The organism is Cobetia crustatorum, from assembly GCF_000591415.1.
Lineage (GTDB): Bacteria > Pseudomonadota > Gammaproteobacteria > Pseudomonadales > Halomonadaceae > Cobetia > Cobetia crustatorum.
Genome location: NZ_JEMF01000009.1, coordinates 32,572 through 50,921, shown reverse-complemented (window position 1 = coordinate 50,921; position 18,350 = coordinate 32,572). Strand labels below are relative to the sequence as shown.

Annotated in this window: 14 protein-coding genes and 2 pseudogenes; 10 read left to right on the top strand and 6 right to left on the bottom strand. The window is 58.7% G+C overall.

The genetic code is table 11. The annotated features are described in order from the left end of the window. Positions 1–50: 50 nt before the first annotated feature. Together BF12_RS0101885 and mpl are read right to left on the bottom strand one after the other, a co-directional pair. Complete coding sequence (locus tag BF12_RS0101885) at positions 51–713, bottom strand: flavin prenyltransferase UbiX (protein ID WP_282705475.1); 663 nt, start codon at positions 711–713, stop codon at positions 51–53. Continuing rightward, positions 710–2,151: pseudogene (mpl, locus tag BF12_RS18235) on the bottom strand (UDP-N-acetylmuramate:L-alanyl-gamma-D-glutamyl-meso-diaminopimelate ligase). Before mpl ends, BF12_RS0101885 begins: the two are co-directional and overlap by 4 nt. 192 nt (positions 2,152–2,343) lie before the next feature. On the opposite strand from mpl, the gene BF12_RS0101875 reads away from it, so the two are divergent. Continuing rightward, a complete protein-coding gene (locus BF12_RS0101875) occupies positions 2,344–3,606 on the top strand; it encodes a 6-phosphofructokinase (protein WP_024950787.1) in 1,263 nt (420 codons plus the stop codon). Between the two features lie 103 nt (positions 3,607–3,709). On the opposite strand, the gene BF12_RS0101870 is transcribed toward BF12_RS0101875, so the two are convergent. Beyond that, complete coding sequence (locus BF12_RS0101870; RefSeq protein ID WP_024950786.1) at positions 3,710–5,437, bottom strand: bifunctional protein-serine/threonine kinase/phosphatase; 1,728 nt, start codon at positions 5,435–5,437, stop codon at positions 3,710–3,712. Positions 5,438–5,743: 306 nt separating this feature from the next. Between BF12_RS0101870 and ppa the strand changes: the two genes are divergently transcribed. Beyond that, a complete protein-coding gene (ppa, locus tag BF12_RS0101865) occupies positions 5,744–6,274 on the top strand; it encodes an inorganic diphosphatase (protein WP_024950785.1) in 531 nt (176 codons plus the stop codon). Between the two features lie 142 nt (positions 6,275–6,416). Here the strand turns inward: ppa and BF12_RS0101860 are convergent, their stop codons facing one another. After that, the gene (locus tag BF12_RS0101860; RefSeq protein ID WP_024950784.1) at positions 6,417–7,520 is read right to left on the bottom strand and encodes a DUF2333 family protein; all 1,104 of its coding nucleotides are present in this window, start codon (positions 7,518–7,520) and stop codon (positions 6,417–6,419) included. 377 nt (positions 7,521–7,897) lie between these two features. Here BF12_RS0101860 and dsbD point away from each other — a divergent pair, with 377 nt between their 5' ends. The 8 genes and pseudogenes from dsbD to purH all read left to right on the top strand — a co-directional run bounded on the left by dsbD (position 7,898) and on the right by purH (position 16,770). Next, positions 7,898–9,904, top strand: coding sequence for a protein-disulfide reductase DsbD (gene dsbD, locus BF12_RS0101850; protein ID WP_024950782.1), 2,007 nt, complete (start codon positions 7,898–7,900; stop codon positions 9,902–9,904). Between the two features lie 302 nt (positions 9,905–10,206). After that, positions 10,207–10,650 (top strand): type II 3-dehydroquinate dehydratase, encoded by a 444-nt coding sequence (aroQ, locus tag BF12_RS0101845; RefSeq protein WP_024950781.1) that lies wholly within the window; start codon positions 10,207–10,209, stop codon positions 10,648–10,650. A gap of 160 nt (positions 10,651–10,810) precedes the next feature. Next, on the top strand, positions 10,811–11,275 hold the full coding sequence (accB, locus tag BF12_RS0101840) for an acetyl-CoA carboxylase biotin carboxyl carrier protein (protein ID WP_024950780.1): 465 nt from the start codon (positions 10,811–10,813) through the stop codon (positions 11,273–11,275). Between the two features lie 19 nt (positions 11,276–11,294). After that, complete coding sequence (gene accC, locus BF12_RS0101835) at positions 11,295–12,635, top strand: acetyl-CoA carboxylase biotin carboxylase subunit (protein ID WP_024950779.1); 1,341 nt, start codon at positions 11,295–11,297, stop codon at positions 12,633–12,635. Between the two features lie 133 nt (positions 12,636–12,768). After that, positions 12,769–13,683 carry a 50S ribosomal protein L11 methyltransferase gene (prmA, locus tag BF12_RS0101830; RefSeq protein WP_024950778.1) on the top strand — a complete coding sequence of 305 codons (915 nt, stop codon included), beginning with the start codon at positions 12,769–12,771 and terminating at the stop codon, positions 13,681–13,683. Positions 13,684–13,804: 121 nt separating this feature from the next. Continuing rightward, positions 13,805–14,838 (top strand): annotated as a pseudogene (gene dusB, locus BF12_RS18230) (tRNA dihydrouridine synthase DusB). Beyond that, the gene (gene fis / locus BF12_RS0101820; protein WP_024950777.1) at positions 14,835–15,131 is read left to right on the top strand and encodes a DNA-binding transcriptional regulator Fis; all 297 of its coding nucleotides are present in this window, start codon (positions 14,835–14,837) and stop codon (positions 15,129–15,131) included. Before dusB ends, fis begins: the two are co-directional and overlap by 4 nt. A 61-nt stretch (positions 15,132–15,192) precedes the next feature. After that, on the top strand, positions 15,193–16,770 hold the full coding sequence (gene purH, locus BF12_RS0101815) for a bifunctional phosphoribosylaminoimidazolecarboxamide formyltransferase/IMP cyclohydrolase (RefSeq protein WP_035158593.1): 1,578 nt from the start codon (positions 15,193–15,195) through the stop codon (positions 16,768–16,770). Positions 16,771–16,959: 189 nt separating this feature from the next. Here purH and BF12_RS0101810 read toward each other — a convergent pair whose 3' ends face one another. After that, positions 16,960–18,051 carry an amidohydrolase family protein gene (locus tag BF12_RS0101810; protein WP_248623588.1) on the bottom strand — a complete coding sequence of 364 codons (1,092 nt, stop codon included), beginning with the start codon at positions 18,049–18,051 and terminating at the stop codon, positions 16,960–16,962. Between the two features lie 63 nt (positions 18,052–18,114). After that, entirely contained in the window at positions 18,115–18,324 is a 210-nt protein-coding gene (locus BF12_RS0101805) for a DUF2061 domain-containing protein (RefSeq protein ID WP_024950774.1), read from the bottom strand. Between the last annotated feature and the right edge of the window lie 26 nt (positions 18,325–18,350).

Here is an 18,350-nt window from a genome sequence, read left to right as displayed (position 1 = left end):
GACACTGATGACGCCATTCTTCTTGACTACCAACGCGTGCGATCCATGGCTCAATCGCGACCGATGTGACCCTCACCCCAACGCGGCATCAGCGTGTGCGCTATCCCTAGCTGGTTGAGAATGCGCGCGACGATGAAGTCGATCATGTCATCAATGGATTGCGGACGATGATAGAAGCCTGGTGCGGCAGGCAAAATCACCGCGCCCATGCGTGTCAGCGCCAGCATGTGCTCGAGGTGAATTGCCGAAAAAGGCGTTTCGCGCGGCACCAGAATCAGTGTGCGTCGCTCCTTGAGCGCGACATCCGCCGCGCGCTCGATCAGGTTATTGCTAGCACCACAGGCAATCGAGGACAGTGAACCGGTGGAGCACGGACACACCACCATCGCACTTGGCGCACCAGAACCGGAGGCCACGGGGGCCATCCAGTCTTCGCGTCCGAAACAGCGAATCTGGCCAGATTTGGCGCCATAACGCTCGCTCAGCACCTCGGCAAGCCGCACTGGACGTGCTGGTAGTTCTTCATCCGTTTCGGTAGCAATCACCATGTGGGCAGCCTTGGAGACCATTACCATCACTTCGTGACCCGCCGCGACCAGACATTCGATCAGGCGCAGCCCGTACTGGGCACCAGAGGCACCGGTCAGCGCCACGGTCACGGCTGATTTGAATGCACGCCCCACCTCAGCTGTCTGTTGAACGTTATCCATCATTCCTCACCTTCCCGCGCTGCCAATGCACTCAACAACCGCTCATGAATACCCCCGAAACCGCCATTGGACATTACCACCACCCAATCGCCGGCACGTGCCTCACTGGCAATACGAAGGATGAGCGCTTCAAGATCACTCTCGACCTCGGTATCGACCCCCAACGCACGGCATTCAGCGACGGTGGCATCCAACGACCAACCCAGTGTTGGCGGCGCAAACCAGCTGACGCGGTCAGCAGATGTCACCGAGGACGGCAAGCGTGCCTTCATCGTACCGAGCTTCATGGTATTGGAGCGCGGCTCAATCACCGCCCACAGACGCCCGCCCTGCCCTTCGGCCGCTACGCCCGGCGCCAAGCCTCAAGCGTGGTCGCAATCGCCGTCGGGTGATGGGCGAAATCATCGATAATCTTGACGCCTGCCACTTCACCGCGCAGCTCTTGGCGGCGCTTGGGCGGCGCAAAACGCGACAGTGCTTCAAGCGCCGTCTCGACACTCACCCCACACTCGACTGCCGCTGCGACAGCGGCACAGGCATTGGCCACGTTATGACGGCCGCGCATTGACCACTGGCACTCGACGAAACGGTCCTGCTCACCTGCCACCTGGGCCGGTGCTGCCAGAGCGAAGTGGCTGCCATCAGCACTGATCAGGCGATAGCGCCAATCGCCACCCACATTCTCGATACCGCTCTCATCGCTGAAGCGTGTGACCGGGGTCCAGCAGCCTTGATCCAACACACGCTCCAGCGCCTCGGCGCCCGCAACTGCATCTGCTGCGACAACCAGCTTGCCACCTGCCGGCACGGTACGCACCAGATGGTGGAACTGACGCTCGATGGCCGCGAGGTCTGGAAAGATATCAGCGTGATCAAATTCCAGATTATTGAGCACGGCAATACGCGGACGATAGTGCACAAACTTGGAACGCTTATCGAAGAAGGCCGTGTCGTACTCGTCAGCCTCGACCACGAAAGGTGCTGTCGGATCGCCGATACGTGCCGAATCGCCCAGCTGCGGCGGCACACCGCCGATCAGGTAGCCGGGAGTGAGGCCGGCACATTCCAGAATCCAGGCGGTCATGGTGGCAGTGGTGGTCTTGCCATGAGTGCCCGCGATCGCGATCACTGGTCGCCCCGTCAGCACCTCATCACACAACCACTGCGGGCCTGAGGTATAGGCCAGACCACGCTCAAGCAGCGCCTCAATCTCTGGGTTGCCGCGGGACACAGCGTTGCCCACCACCACGAGATCAGGCGCGGGGGCAAGATTGTCCGCCGTATACCCCTCCATCAGAGTAATACCGGCCTCAGCCAGCTGAGTACTCATGGGCGGATAGACGTTGGCATCGCTGCCGGTCACACGATGGCCACGAGCGCGGGCAAGGAGTGCCAGCGAGCCCATGAAGGTACCGCAAATACCGATGACGTGAAGGTGCATCTGTTTCTCCAATCCGGAAGCCCGAGCAGCCTAGCATGCCCGCCAGGCCGCGAGTAGCGCGCGGACTGTCGGGAGAAAACGACAGTGTCGTGGCGCTCCCGCGTCGTGCAGGAACGAGGGGTTTCGGATATGATGCCGCGGCAGGCGTCAGCCCGCTCAAGCCCACGACAAGGAAGCAGAGACGAGAAGCCCATGGCCCAGCACAATGCCTTCTACGCCCAGTCTGGCGGCGTTACCGCAGTCATCAACGCCAGCGCCTGTGGCGTGATCGAAGCCGCCCGTGAAAACGGTGACAAAATCGGCAAGCTCTACGCCGGTCACAACGGCATTATCGGTGCCCTGACCGAAGACCTGATTGACGTCAGCCAGGAAAGCGACGAAAACATCGCGGCTCTGCGTCATACACCCGGTGGTGCCTTCGGTTCCTGCCGCTACAAGCTCAAGAGCATCGAAGATCACCGTACCCAGTACGAGCGTCTGATCGAGGTGTTCAAGGCCCACGATATCCGTTACTTCTTCTACAACGGTGGCGGCGACAGCGCTGACACCTGTCTGAAGGTGTCACAGCTAGCGGAAACAATGGGTTACCCGATCCAGGCCATCCACGTACCCAAGACCGTGGACAATGACTTGCCGATCACCGATAACTCGCCGGGCTTCGGTAGCGTGGCCAAGTACATTGCCACCTCCACCCGTGAAGCGGGTCTCGATATCGCGTCCATGTGCGCCACCTCCACCAAGGTATTCATCCTGGAAGTCATGGGACGTCACGCAGGCTGGATTGCTGCTGCTGGCGCACTGGCGGGCGAAGATGCGACCCAGCCACCGCACATCGTCATCTTCCCGGAAGTCGCCTTCCATCGTAAGCAGTTCATGGCACGCGTCGATGAGTGCGTCAATCTGTACGGCTACTGCGTGGTCGTGGTGTCGGAAGGTGCGCGCTACGAAGACGGCACTTTCCTGGCGGATGCTGGCAACACTGATGCCTTCGGTCACCGCCAGCTGGGCGGCGTTGCACCGACGCTAGCCGGTATGGTCAAGCAGGATCTGGGTTACAAGTATCACTGGGCCGTCGCAGATTATCTGCAGCGTGCCGCCCGCCATATCGCCTCCAAGACCGATGTCGAGCAAGCCTACGCCACTGGCCGCGCGGCCGTGGAAATGGCGCTAGCGGGCAAGAATGCCGTGATGCCGGCGATTCGTCGTCTCGGCGAGGGTAACGACTACGCGTGGGACATCATCGAAGCCCCGCTGGAGCAGATCGCCAACCATGAGAAGTTCATGCCGCTGAACTACATCAGCGACGATGGCTTCTACATCACTGAAGCCTGCCGTCAGTACCTGTCGCCGCTGATTCAGGGCGAAGATTTCCCGCCCTTCGTCAACGGACTACCGGCGGTCGCCAAGCTCACGCTAGCCAAGGTCGAGAAGAAACTGACGCCGTTCTCGATCTGATCGATCGGTTCATCGTCAAGCAAAAGCCCCGCACAGGAAACTGTGCGGGGCTTTTTCGCGTTGGTGTTTCCTGAAAGAAGCATGCGTCATCAGCAATAGACGACTATTTGAGCAACCACGACAGCACTAGCAACAACAACAGGATGCCCGCAACGCCCTGCCAGAAATTGGCCGGCTCGCGCATGGCCTCTGATGGCGTCAGCGCCTTGCCGGGGTCTTGCTGCGGCAGGCGTAGAGCGTAGAGCAACTCCGACAGGCGCCGGAAGCGCAGCGTACGCTGTGGGTCCAATGCACGCTTGAGGGCCTCATCCAACATCTGTGGCACTTCTGCATTACGCATGCGCGCCGATTGATACTCCAGTAGTTCGAGGTCAGTCTGGGTGCGTAATTGCTCAAGCGACTGGGAGTACGGCTGCATACCCGTCAACAGCCAGTAAATCACCGATGCCAGCCCATATTGATCACTGCGTCGGCTTACCTCAGCGCCTAACGCATACTCCGGCGCACTGTGCTTGGTCAGCCCAACCTGGCGTGCCAGCGGCCCTGCACTCTCGTGTCCATCGCCTTCACGCAGATGGCAGGCACCGAAATCCACCAGCACTACCTTGCCATGACGGTCAATCATCACATTATCCGGATGGATCAGCTGATGCATGACCTCACGACGATGAAGCGCATGCACCGCCTTTCCCAACTGACGCGCAATATCGAGACGCTGCTCAAGGTTGGCCTGAGGATGCTGGCGTGCCCAGTCGGTCAAGGTACGCGCTTCCAGATGCTCGAGCAGATAGTAGAGGTGGTCACGCGGGCGTGACGGCTCCATCACCTTGACCACAAAGGGCGAGTTGACCCGATCTACCACCCACTGCTGAAGCAGGAAGTGCTCCAGATAGGCATTTTTGAGCGACAATTCCGGGCTTGGCGCCTTCATCACCATCACGCGCCGGCTCTTGATGTCACGCACCTTGTAGACACGTACTCGCGCGCTGCGTGACATCACTTCAAGCACTTCCAATCCATCGATGCGGTCACCCGGCTCTAACTCACGTGGCACCGGTAAATCGCCATAGACACGCCCGGGGGTATCGTCGACGGCACTCGCCAGTCGATCAATACGCACCAGTTGGAAGCAGAATTGATCAGCGGTGTAGCCGCGCTCATCGGCACGCTCAGCAGCGGCATGCGCCAGACGCTCACTGGCCGCATCTAGATCAGACACGTCGGCACGAATCAATGAAACGAAATCTGACGGCAGCAACGTGCCACGCACGGCCTGCGTGGTCAGCAGAAAGATGTCGCCCTGTTTGAGGGGCAGCTCGATGTAATCGATATCGAGATTGACATCCATGCCCAGCGCGCGCGACGGATAACGATAGCCGCCGAGATCAGTGACATGATCACGCGAGATCTGCTCGAACTCACCGCCGCGCAGGCGAAATACCACCGTATCGCCGGCATGGAACAAGTGCGCTGACTGGCCGCGGAAGATCACCGCCGATATCGAGGTGACGTAGCTACCGCCGCGCACGAAGCGACTCTGGCTATAGCACCAGCTATTTAGCGCGCGTAGCACTCGCGTGGCAGAATATTTGACGCTCCAATTATCGGGCGTCGCAAAGTAGTCGGCCAAGAAGCCGCGCACGGTAAGATCACCCGCCTGCTTGGCAATCGCATTCTTGCTGGTGGTGTCCGCGATCAGCGCACACCCTCCTTTGGCCGCCAACTGACCTCGCTCAACCGGAATCTCCAGAGACATCGAGCTACGATGACGCTTGCGATCCGGCGCTACGAAGGCCTGCCCATAACTGAGTGAAAGCTCTGCATCCGCCAAGGCGGTCTCCTTAACTGTTGCTACACACTAGATGCCGCTGTCTCGATTCTGCTGTCACGATTTCGCTGGCTCGGTGCTATTTATTCATGAACGTAACACGCCAACATCACTGACTGGACGGTCTGAGTGCGCCTGATGGCGCTAGATGCGGCCAAGTGTTACCTGCTTGCTCACGTAACGCTATCACTCGATGGTGCAACAGCAGCTGACAGGGCATGGCATAATGGCAAAACGGTCTGTCAGTTCGTATAATTCAGCGGAATTTTGCCCCGCAGGCCTTCAACCCGCAAACCCAAGGACTCGACAATGAGTTTCGACAAGATCCCCGCTGGCAAGGAATTGCCGAACGACGTCTACGTAGCGATCGAGATTCCGGCTAATCACGCGCCGATCAAGTATGAGATCGACAAGGACATCGATGCACTCATGGTGGATCGTTTCATGGCCACCCCGATGTTCTACCCGGCCAACTACGGTTACATCCCGAATACTCTGGCTGACGATGGCGATGCCCTCGATGCACTGGTTGTGACCCCGTATCCGGTCACTCCCGGCAGCGTCATTCGCGCGCGTCCGGTCGGCATTCTCAACATGAGCGATGAAGCTGGTGAAGACGCCAAGCTAGTCTGTGTGCCGCACCAGAAGTTGACCTCCTTGTATGACGACGTGCAGGAAGTCACTGACCTACCGGAATTGCTGCGTCAGCAAATTGCGCACTTCTTCGAGAACTACAAGGATCTCGAGAAAGGCAAGTGGGTCAAGATCGATTCCTGGGCCGGCGCTGATGCTGCCCGTGCCGCAATCGTGAAAGCTGCTGCTGCCTACCTGAAGGACTAAATCCTTCCGGTGACTATCGTCATCTGCCAACAGGTGACCGACTAGTCGTAAAAAGCCCCCGTCATTGACGGGGGCTTTTTTGGTTCTACCTAGGCTACATCACAGCCGCTCAACCTGACTCACCGCTAGCGACGCTTGGCGATCAGCCATTCTCAAGCAGGCTACGCAGGTCGCTGATGGCAGAGTTGGCACGCGCGACGTAGTTGGCCATGACCAACGAGTGGTTGGCAAAGAAGCCGAAGCCGGAACCATTGAGAATGACCGGGCTACCGATGTCCGTCTGAGTAGACTCCAGCTCGCGGATAATCTGATCAATCGAGGTCAGCGCATTCTTGTCTTCCAATACACCATGGAAGTCATGACGCACTGCTTTGAGCAGATGAATCAGTGCCCAGGAGGTACCACGTGCCTGATAGAAGACATCATCGATCTCGAGCCACGGCGTCTTGATCTCTTCTTCCGTTTCCGTGTTCTTGGCCGACGTAGCATTCTTGTCACCGGCCAGGCTCAGATTGAGCTGGGACTTGCCAACGCTGGCAGAGAGACGCTGCGATAGCGAGCCAAGACGATTCTCGACATCAGACAGCCATGCCACCAGATTATCGGCACGCGCATAGAACTGGCCGTTGTTCTGGGTATCATCGCTCAGACGCTTGAGGTAATCCCCCAGCTGGCGATTGGCATCGGCGTACTCGCTCTCAGCTTTCGGCAACATCCAGGCATTGGCATCGATGAACAGCAGTGATTCAGCCTTGCCAAGCGCCTTGTCATCGCTGGACTGGGACTGAGAGCGACTGAATTCCTTGCGCATCTCGCGCGTCATGTCGCGTATCTGTACCAGCACGCCATATTCCCAGTTGGGCATGTTATCGAGCCATAACCCGGGCGGTGCAATGTCGTTCTTCAGATAACCACCCGGCTTGTGCAGCAGAGTGTCATTGAGCTTCATCAACGTGGCGACCGTTGCGGTACCCGTCGGCAGAGTTTCGAAGGCAGGTGCAACGGATTCACCATCAACACTGGCTTCAGGTACGGCAAGACCATGCACACGCGCCAATTCAGTGCGGGTGGCTTGATCAACATTGAACTCGTCCGGTTCAGTGCTCCAATAAATGCCAAGACCGACGCATACCAGCAGGTAAATGATGAACAGGCCGACCAAGGGTTTCCAGATCCAGCCATACTGAGGCGTTTCCAGCACGTCGCGACCTGCGCTGCTCTTGCTGCCTTTACCGAATAGGGCCATGCGTTTTTCCTTGTAGAAAGCCTTGTAGCAAGGCCTTGTGTAAATACGAGTAAAAAGACGTGCGATAAGACCTGAAGCAGATGTCGGTATCCGTGATGCATCTATCGCCGGTACTCATGACGTACGTCCTATCCTATCATGCGTCCCTGCGTGTACCAGTCGCACTCAGCGAGGTAGACCAGATACACGAAGATGATGACGTTGACATAAAGGCATATTCATCTGCGTGCAAGTCACCTTCGGTGATCATGGTCGGCATCACTCGCGCTGACGCTATCTTTCAATAGGCGCTATTCGCCGCTGACGCTCTCTCGCTGCTGACACTATCCCACGATAGACCACCGCAGCGGCCTCCGGCACTGTAAAAGGATGCTTTTGTGCTTCGTCCGTTTTTAGAAAGCTGCGCTCCGCTCAGTCCATCATTACTGCGCCGACTCGCGGCGACTGTTGTCGCCCTGCTGCTGACCTTCGCCGTACTGAGCACATCGACACCCGTCCATGCGGGTTTGTTCGGCAATGGCTCCTCTTCTTCCGGTACATCGTCATCTACCGGGCTTTTTGGCAGCGGTAACAGCAACAGCGAATTCCTGCCGGTCGGAGAAGCCTTCACTCCACGCGCCTGGCGAGAAGGCAGCAATCTCTATGTCGGCTTCACGAGTGCAGATGGCTACTATCTGTACCGACACCAGTTTTCTTTCTCCAGCAGCGATGTCGATATAGCGCTAGGCAAGGCAGACATTCCGTCGGGAGAATTCAAGCAAGACCCGTATATGGGCGAAGTACGAGTCTTTCATGACCCATTGGTCATTCGCATTCCTCTCAAGGGCTCCCCTAAAGGACTGCGCGAAGAGCGACCTGCCAATGGCCCGGTATCTCTATCGCTGACCTTCCAGGGCTGTGCCGATGCAGGGCTCTGCTATCCACCGGAAACCGTGACACTCGAAGCAGGAGAGCAAAGCGCACCGGCCCAGTTTGCTGATCTGGTGCCGACTTCCACTGCCAACATACCTGATGGCAAGTCCGGCGTAGATAGCGACAAGGCCAAGAGCCAAACTGCGTCACCGACGACGGCGACCGGTACTGATGCAGGTTTCAGCGCATTGTTTATCGATGCAAGCCTTCTTACGGCATTGGGACTGTTCTTCCTTGCAGGACTTGGACTGACCTTCACGCCCTGTGTATTGCCGATGATTCCGATTCTCAGCTCGATCATCGTCGGCCAGCGCCCCAGCCGTCCGCGAGCCCTGCTACTGTCCTCAAGCTACGCACTCGGCATGGCGCTGACCTACGCCGCCGCTGGCACGCTGATGGGACTGTTTGGCGCGGGTCTCAACCTGCAAGCCCATCTACAGGCACCGGCAGTACTGATTCCCTTCGCGGCACTGTTCGTCGTCTTTGCTCTCGCCATGTTCGGCGCCTTCAACCTACGCCTGCCCGGCAGCCTGCACTCACGTCTCGATGGCTTGCAGTCACGCCTGATGAGCGCAGGCCCTGGTGGACTGGCCCTCGCGGGGGCATTGTCAGTACTGGTGGTTTCACCATGCGTCTCGGCACCTCTTGCGGGTGCACTGGTCTACCTTTCAGCCAGTGGTGATGCGCTCAAAGGTGGACTGGCCCTGTTCGCGCTCGGGCTTGGCATGGGCATCCCACTGATACTGGTCGGTACTTTTGGTGCCAGCCTGCTACCCAAGGCTGGCAGCTGGATGAATGGCATCAAGCAGGCCTTCGGTCTGCTCCTGCTGGGTGTCGCGTTATGGTTGATAGAGCGACTGCTGCCGGCATCGCTGACCCTGCTCGGCTGGGCGGCACTCGCGATTGGCACTGGAGTAGCACTCGGAGCGCTCTCGAGCACCACGCAGGGCTGGAGCCGCGCCCGCCAGGCAATCGGACTGATCGCACTGGGCTGGGGAATGATTAGTCTGCTCGGCGTAGCCGGTGGCGCGACAGACCCACTCCGCCCGCTGCTTCCGTTCACCGGCGGTACGTCATCCGGCGATAACACGCAAAGCGAGGCACTTGATTTCACTACCGTGACCGACATGGATGCACTCAGTCGCGAGCTGTCACTGGCCGCTAACCGCGGCCAGCCGGTCTTTGTCGACTACTATGCTGATTGGTGCATCTCCTGCAAGGTCATGGAGCGCGAAGTCTTCCCCAAGGTTGCCAGTCAGCTGCGTCAGTTTCACTTGATCCGCGCCGATGTTACCGGCACTGGTGAAGAGACCCAGGCTCTGCTCAAGTCCTTCGGTCTTTTCGGTCCACCGAGTCTGCTGTTCTTTGCCGATAACCAGGAACTGCGTGAAGCCCGTATTCAAGGTGAAGTGAATACCGAACAGCTAGGCCTGCATCTGGATAAAGTCCTCCGTCAGCAGCGTAGCAAGTGATTCGCTTCACACTTCATCTGCGATTGCCGCCCGCCACCGTGCGTACGGTGGCGGGCCAAGCTCTTGTTGCATGCACAGATACTTCATCCGTGCCTCAACAGATGAACGGAAAGCGGCAAAAAATCAGGTTCGGTGCCAAACTGGACAGCGTTCGAGAATTTCGGCAGAATCCGCGTCACTGCGGCAACAGCCTAGGCTCAATAGGTAAACGTCGCGGATAGTGACGGTATCTTTGCACTTTCCTCTAGGGTTAACAGCTCAACGAGCTTACGACTCGGTATCTGCTGACAGAAGGGACTTTCATGGCACACATCCTGGTACTCAACGGCCCCAATCTGAATCTGCTGGGCACCCGTGAACCTGAGGTGTATGGCACGACCACTTTGGACGATATCCGAGTGCGTCTCAGTCTGCGTGCCAGCGAAGCAGGCCATCAGCTGGACTGGTTGCAGTCCAATGCCGAGCATGTACTTGTCGAGCGAGTCCATGCTGCCCGCGAGGACGGTACCGCCATTATCCTGATCAATCCGGCGGCCTTTACCCATACCAGCGTAGCGCTGCGCGATGCCCTGCTGGGTGTCGCACTCCCTTTTATTGAGCTGCACCTTTCCAATACTCATGCTCGCGAGGCGTTCCGCCATCATTCGTATTTTTCCGATGTGGCACGTGGCGTCATCATGGGCTTTGGAGCTCATAGTTATGACATGGCGCTTGAAGCAGCCCTGAATGATCTAGCCAGCGGCTAACACATCGCCATCAGGCCTCCTTTCGGCCTGACAGACAGATTCACCGGTCAGTTTCACGGCCGGGACAGCCATCAGGGCTGTCGCCCGCAGCCTTTGCAAAAACGAATGCAGTACGACTTCACTTACTTTTTCCAGCCACTTTTATATCGGGATTAATTTCATGGATATCCGCAAGGTCAAGAAGCTGATCGAGTTGCTCGAAGAGTCGAACATCAGCGAAATCGAGATCCAGGAAGGCGAAGAATCCGTCCGTATCAGCCGCCATCCGCAGGGCTTTGCCCAGCAGCCGATGATGCAGGCCCCGATGATGATGCAGCAGCCGATGCAGCAACAGCAGGCCGCTCCGGCTACCGGGGACATCGAGACTCCGGCAGCACCGGCTGCGCCGCAGGGCCATACCATCAACTCACCGATGGTCGGCTCCTTCTATCGCTCTCCGGCACCGGGCTCCAAGTCCTTCATTGAAGTCGGCCAAAGCGTCAAGAAAGGCGACACCGTTTGCATCGTCGAAGCCATGAAGATGATGAACCAGATCGAAGCCGACAAGGATGGCGTTGTTGAAGCGATTCTTATCGAAGACGGCGAACCTGTCGAATTCGACCAGCCCATGATCGTCATTTCCTGATCCCAACGGACACGTCACCATGCTCGACAAGGTACTGATTGCCAACCGCGGTGAGATCGCCCTTCGCATCCTTCGCGCCTGCAAGGAATTGGGCATCAAGACGGTAGCGGTGCACTCCAAGGCCGACCGCGACCTGATGCACGTTCGCCTGGCAGATGAAGCCGTATGCATCGGCCCTGCCTCCTCTGCCAAATCCTATCTGCACATCCCGGCGCTGATCGCAGCAGCCGAGGTGACGGATGCCGACGCCATTCACCCGGGCTACGGCTTCCTGTCAGAAAATGCCAACTTCGCCGAACAGGTGGAACGCTCCGGCTTCGCCTTCATTGGCCCGCGCCCTGAAACCATACGCATGATGGGTGACAAGGTTGCTGCCATTGAGGCTATGAAGCTCGCGGGTGTACCTACCGTACCGGGCTCTGACGGTCCGCTGTCAGAAGATGAAGATGAACTTTATGCCATCGCTGAGCGCATCGGTTATCCGGTGATCATCAAGGCCGCGGCTGGCGGCGGTGGTCGCGGCATGCGCGTCGTACACTCCAAGGCCAGCCTGCTGTCCTCTGTCAGCATCACCATCGGTGAAGCAGCCGCTGCCTTTGGCGATGGCACGGTGTACATGGAGAAGTTCCTCCAGAACCCGCGCCACGTCGAAGTTCAGGTACTGGCCGATGGCCAAGGTCATGCTGTCCATCTGTATGACCGTGATTGCTCTCTGCAGCGCCGTCACCAGAAGGTACTGGAGGAAGCACCGGCTCCGCTGCTCGACGAAGAAGCCCGCGCCAAGGTGCTCAAGTCCTGTACCGATGCCTGCATTGAAATCAACTATCGTGGCGCCGGCACCTTCGAGTTCCTGTACGAAGATGGTGGTTTCTACTTTATCGAAATGAACACGCGTGTTCAGGTGGAGCATCCGGTCACCGAGATGGTCACCGGTATCGATATCGTCAAGGAACAGCTACGCATCGCTTCTGGTCTGCCGCTGTCCGTGCGCCAAGAAGATATCAAGCTACGTGGTCACTCCTTCGAGTGCCGCATCAATGCCGAGGACTCGCGCACCTTCATGCCGTCTCCGGGCAAGGTCGAGCTCTATCATGCGCCGGGCGGCTTGGGCGTACGCATGGACTCGCATCTGTACTCTGGCTATACCGTTCCGCCGCATTATGACTCTCTGATCGGCAAGCTGATCACCTGGGGCGAAAGCCGCGAGATCGCATTGACGCGTATGCGTATTGCTCTCGATGAACTGCTGGTGGAAGGCATCAAGACCAACACTGATCTGCACAAGGACTTGGTGCGTGACAGCGCCTTCCAGAAAGGTGGCGTCAACATCCATTATCTGGAGAAGAAGCTGGGCCTGTAATCCATGCCTGGCTAATGCCTGCAGGTGCGTAGTGGATACGCATCTGCAGGCAGACGTAACAGAAGGGTGGCCTCGGCCGCCCTTCTGTCGTCTCTATCCCCCTCTTCTCATACCGTTTTCTACAGGAGTCACCATGTCCTGGCTGCAACTCAAGTCCCGTATCGTTCCGGATCATGCTGAAATTCTCGAGCATCTGCTGCTTGAGGAAGGCGCTTGCGCCATCACCCTGCAGGACGCCGAAGACCAGCCGTTGTTCGAGCCTGACCTCGGCAGTACGCCACTGTGGAGTGAAACCGTCCTTACTGGCTTATGGGACGGTACTGAAGGCATCGAAGCCATGCGTGAACGAGTACGCGCTGGCTGGGCGGCATTGATCCCCGGCGAGCCCTGCCCCGAAATAGAGGTCGAAATCCTTGAAGACCGTGACTGGACGCGCGAGTGGATGGACGGCTTCGAGCCACTGCGCATGGGCCAGCGACTGTGGATCGTGCCCAGCTGGCACGAGGCGCCCGAGCAGGACGCCGTCAATCTGATGCTGGATCCGGGCCTTGCCTTTGGCACCGGTACTCATCCGACCACGGCATTGTGCCTGGAATGGCTCGACGGCCTGGCCGTTGACGGTAAGCTCGCCCGACACAGCGTGCTCGATTTCGGCTGCGGCTCCGGCATTCTGGCCATCGCAGCACTCAAACTCGGTGCGGTACAGGCACTTGGTACTGATATTGACCCTCAGGCACTGCAGGCCTCACGTGACAATGCCTTGCGCAATGCTGTCAGTGATCAGTTGACGCTCTGCTACCCGGACCGCCTGCCAGACACTGACTACCAGATCGTGGTCGCCAACATTCTGGCCGGCCCGCTGGTCGAACTGGCTCCACAGATCGTGGCCAACATCGCACCGGGTGGCCTGCTGGCACTGTCCGGCATTCTGGCACCGCAAGCGGCCGGCGTGCTGGAAGCCTACCGCGAGGCAGGCCTGATCATGGATGAGCCGGTAGAACGTGACGGCTGGGTGCGCCTCAACGGTCAGCGCCCGCAAATGACCTGATTAGCCAGCCCTCAATCGCTGCGGGGAATGCATCAGGATGAAATAGGCCTTCAAACCCCGCGGCGCTCTAGGTATCATGACGCCCCCGCGCTAGCCCTCATGCCCATCAGACACGAGCACCATGACAGAGACTTCTCTTCATACCGACCTGCCCTGCATCGGTATGCATCAGCTTCCCAATCGCGTGATTCTTGCCCCGATGGCGGGTGTCACCGATCGTCCATTCCGGCAGCGCTGCCGTGAACTGGGCGCTGGGTTGGTGGTGTCCGAGATGGTCACGAGCGACAAGCGCCTGTGGAATACGGTCAAGTCACGTACGCGCATGAACCATGCCGGTGAGCCCGGTCCGCGCGCGGTACAAATCGCCGGAGGCGATGCCGAGATGCTGGCCGAGGCGGCCGCTCTCAACGCCGAAATGGGCGCTGAGATCATCGATATCAACATGGGGTGTCCGGCCAAGAAGGTCTGCAACAAGGCCGCCGGTTCCGCGTTGATGCGTGATGAGCGGCTGGTCGGTGAAATTCTCGACGCGGTAGTTCGTGCCGTCGACATCCCCGTGACGCTGAAGATGCGCACCGGCTGGTGTGACGACACACGCAACGCGCTGATCATCGCGCGCATGGCCGAAAGCGCCGGCATTCAGGCGCTTTCCATCCACGGTCGTACTCGTCAGCAGAAATATACCGGCGAAGCCGAATACGACACCATTGCTGCTGTAAAGGCCGCGGTATCGATTCCCATCTTCGCCAATGGCGATATCGACAGCGGCGAGAAAGCCCGTCATGTGCTTGACTATACGGGGGCGGACGCGTGATGATCGGTCGCGCCGCACAAGGAAATCCCTGGATTTTCCGCGAGATCAATCACTATCTGGCCACTGGCCAGGTAGCCTGTGGCCCGAGTGATGCGGAGCGTGCTCACGTGATGCGCACCCACCTCGAGGCTCTGTACGAATTCTACGGTGACTACATGGGCGTGCGCATCGCGCGCAAACATGTGGGCTGGTATCTGGCGACACGCGAGGATGGCAGTGAGCTCAAACGCCACTTCAACCCTCTCGAGGAGCCAGATGATCAGCGCCAGTTCCTGACCCGCCTGTTCGGCGAGCCGGAAGGCATCGCCCGCACCGAGACGCAAGGAAGTCACGCAGCATGACCAGCAGGCACCCCCTCTCACCGGACGACGAAAGCCAGGCCACCCTGATGACGCCTGTACGGCACCATCAGACCCTGCGCGAGGCCGTCGAGCATTCCATGGCGCGCTACTTTGCCCACCTGGATGGCGAACAGGTTACCGACCTGCATGCCATGGTGATGGCCGAGGTCGAGGCGCCACTACTGGAAGCGGTGATGGCCCACGCTCAGGGCAACCAGACCCGCGCCGCCGACATGCTGGGCCTCAATCGAGGCACACTGCGCAAGAAGCTCAAGCAGTTTGATCTGATCTAATCCCGCCGGGCACCTTCACAGGTGCCCCGGCGTCTTTTTGTTGATCCACGAGTGGAGCATCATGCAAGCCAAGCCCCAAGCCATCCGTCGCGCCCTCCTGAGTGTTTCCGACAAGACAGGCATTGTCGAATTCGCCCGTGCCCTCGATGCCCGCGGTGTCGCCCTTCTGTCCACCGGCGGTACTTTCCGCCTGCTCAAGGACAACGGTCTCAATGTCACCGAAGTGTCCGAGCATACCGGCTTCCCGGAAATGATGGATGGCCGGGTCAAGACGCTGCATCCGAAGATTCACGGTGGCATTCTTGGCCGACGCGGTCAGGACGATGCAGTGATGGCCGAGCATGGCATCGATCCCATCGATATGGTCATCGTCAATCTGTACCCGTTCGCCGCCACCGTGGCCAATCCGGACTGTTCGCTTGAAGATGCCATCGAGAATATCGATATCGGCGGTCCGACCATGGTGCGTTCCTGCGCCAAGAACCACGCGCATACCACCATCGTGGTCAACGCAGCCGATTATGACCGCGTAATCGCCGAGATGGATGCCAACGACAACGCCGTCAGCGACGCCGCGCGCTTTGATCTGGCCGTGGCCGCCTTCGAGCATACCGCTGCCTACGATGGTGCCATCGCCAACTGGCTGGGCCAGCGTGTCGAAGGGGGCAGCGAAGGGCTGCCGCGTCAATACAACGTCAGCCTGACCAAGAAGCAGGACATGCGTTACGGCGAGAACCCGCATCAGCAGGCGGCTTTCTACGTCGAGGATGATGCGCGTGAAGCCAGCGTCGCGACTGCCGTGCAGGTACAGGGCAAGGCACTGTCCTACAACAACGTCGCTGACACCGATGCCGCCTTCGAATGCGTCAAGGCATTTGATGAGACGGCCTGTGTCATCGTCAAGCACGCCAACCCGTGTGGCGTCGCCATCGGCGAGTCGGCACTGGCCGCTTACGAGCGCGCCTTCCAGACCGACCCGACCAGCGCCTTCGGTGGCATCATCGCCTTCAACGTACCGTTGGATGCCGAAACTGCACAGGCCATTGTCTCGCGTCAGTTCGTCGAGGTGATCATCGCGCCGGGCATCAGCGAAGAAGCGGCTGCCATCGTCGCGACCAAGGCCAATGTGCGCCTGCTGAACGTCGCTGATGCGTGGGAAATCGAACGTGCCGGCGGCCATGACTTCAAGCGTGTGACGGGCGGCCTGCTGGTGCAGGACCGCGATCATGGCATGGTCGGCCGTGATGAACTCAAGGTCGTCACCGAGCGCGCCCCGAGCGAGCAGGAACTCAACGACCTGACCTTCGCTTGGAAAGTCGCCAAGTTCGTCAAGTCCAATGCCATCGTCTACATCAAGGATGGCCAGACCATTGGCGTGGGCGCGGGCCAGATGAGCCGTGTCTATTCCGCCAAGATCGCCGGCATCAAGGCCGCTGATGAAGGACTTGTCGTGCCGGGTTCAGTGATGGCGTCCGATGCGTTCTTCCCGTTCCGCGATGGTATCGATGCCGCTGCAGCAGCAGGCATCACAGCCGTCATCCAGCCGGGTGGGTCCATGCGTGACCAGGAAGTCATCGACGCGGCCAACGAAGCCGGCATCGCCATGGTCTTCACCGGCATGCGTCACTTCCGTCATTAAGGGCGCGTCATTAAGGGCGCGTCATTAAGGACGCGTCATTAAGGACGCGTCATTGAACACGCATCATTGATGGACAGTAGTGACATGACTGAACGCAGTGTCTAGCACATGGCATCCCGCGCTCAATCAAAAGCCCCCGTCAGCGACTCGCTGACGGGGGCTTTTTCTTACTCATGAAGGCACTACTGCTCAATCGAGCGGGACGTTGACCCAGCGCAGGAAGTTGTCACGCGCCACATTGCGTGCCGTAGCCGGTGACAGTGCATCGAGGAATGGCGTATAGCTTGACAGGATATCGCCCACTGAGCCGAAGCGCCCCACCACATCACTGCCCAGCACGAAACGCTCGGGGAAGCGTTCAACCAGCTTCACCCAGCGCGAACGCGGCTGGCCATTATCATCCAGCAGGTAAGGCTCTAGCACTGACCACGATAGATCGATGTTCAGATTCGGGTACGTCTCCAGCATGCGTTCCACTTCGTCGTACAGCCATTCGATACGCCCCAGCCGTCGCGTCAACTCGGCACTGGTGCCGGCGTGCGCCCAGATAAAGGTGGTTTTGGGGTTATCACGCACCGCGCTCTCGAATTCATTGAGGTATAGCGGCTCATGCCCTTCGCGCTTACTGGTGATATTGGAATGCACCAATACCGGCAGGCCTTTTTCGGCTGCCAATGCGTAGACCTTCATCAAGGCTGGATGATTGGCGCGCGGCGTCTCGCCATCGGTCAAGCGCGTCAGATCATCATGACGCGTGAAGACTTCACCAATGCCCTTCCAGAAACCGGGATAGATCGCCATCAACTGACGAATTTCGTCAGCCGCGTTCAGGTCAGTGGGATTGAAGCCAGTGATGAAGGGCGAGAAGCGTGCCTGCACCGGTTTGGGCGCACGGGTCAGCGCTTCGGCAAGGATGTAATCAGTGCCAGAATACCAGTACACCGGCGCATCATCGCCCATGTAGTAGCGCGGCTTCTTGGGGGCATCTTGCTGCCACTTCTTGGCGACGCCAATCCCGGTGATCAGTGCATGATCGACGTGTGCCGTGTCCATTGCATCCAATAAATCCCCCAGACCATCGCCATGCTGGAAGAAATCGACGAAATGTAGGTGAGCATCGCTGTAATGATAATCTCGCGTCGTCGCTTCGGGATTTCCATCCGCACCTTGCGCCACGCCGACTACAAGGCTGGTAGCCAACGCCAGGCCACCGATCAATAACGATCGTGGCAGGCGGTAGGCGAGCATCAAACGCGCAGGTGAAGCAATAAACAGTGACATGAAGAACTCCGGCAGACAGGACCCATGATTCTGCGGTGCCTACCGGCTATTGCGCAAGCGCACTTAGCCTGCCATTACGCCTTCACTGCCGAGCTGCTCGCGACGTGCGGCGACACGATTCCAGACCTTTTCGTGGAAGAAGAAGGCCACGGTATTGACGGCCGGTTCGACGATAGCGACCAGTCCTCCGACCACGATATCGCCAGTCAGCAGGTAGGTCACGCCGAAAGCGATGGTGAAGTGCATGCTGGCAAAGGTCAGTGTCTTGGTCATGTCGGCAGCCCTCCGGGCCATCAATA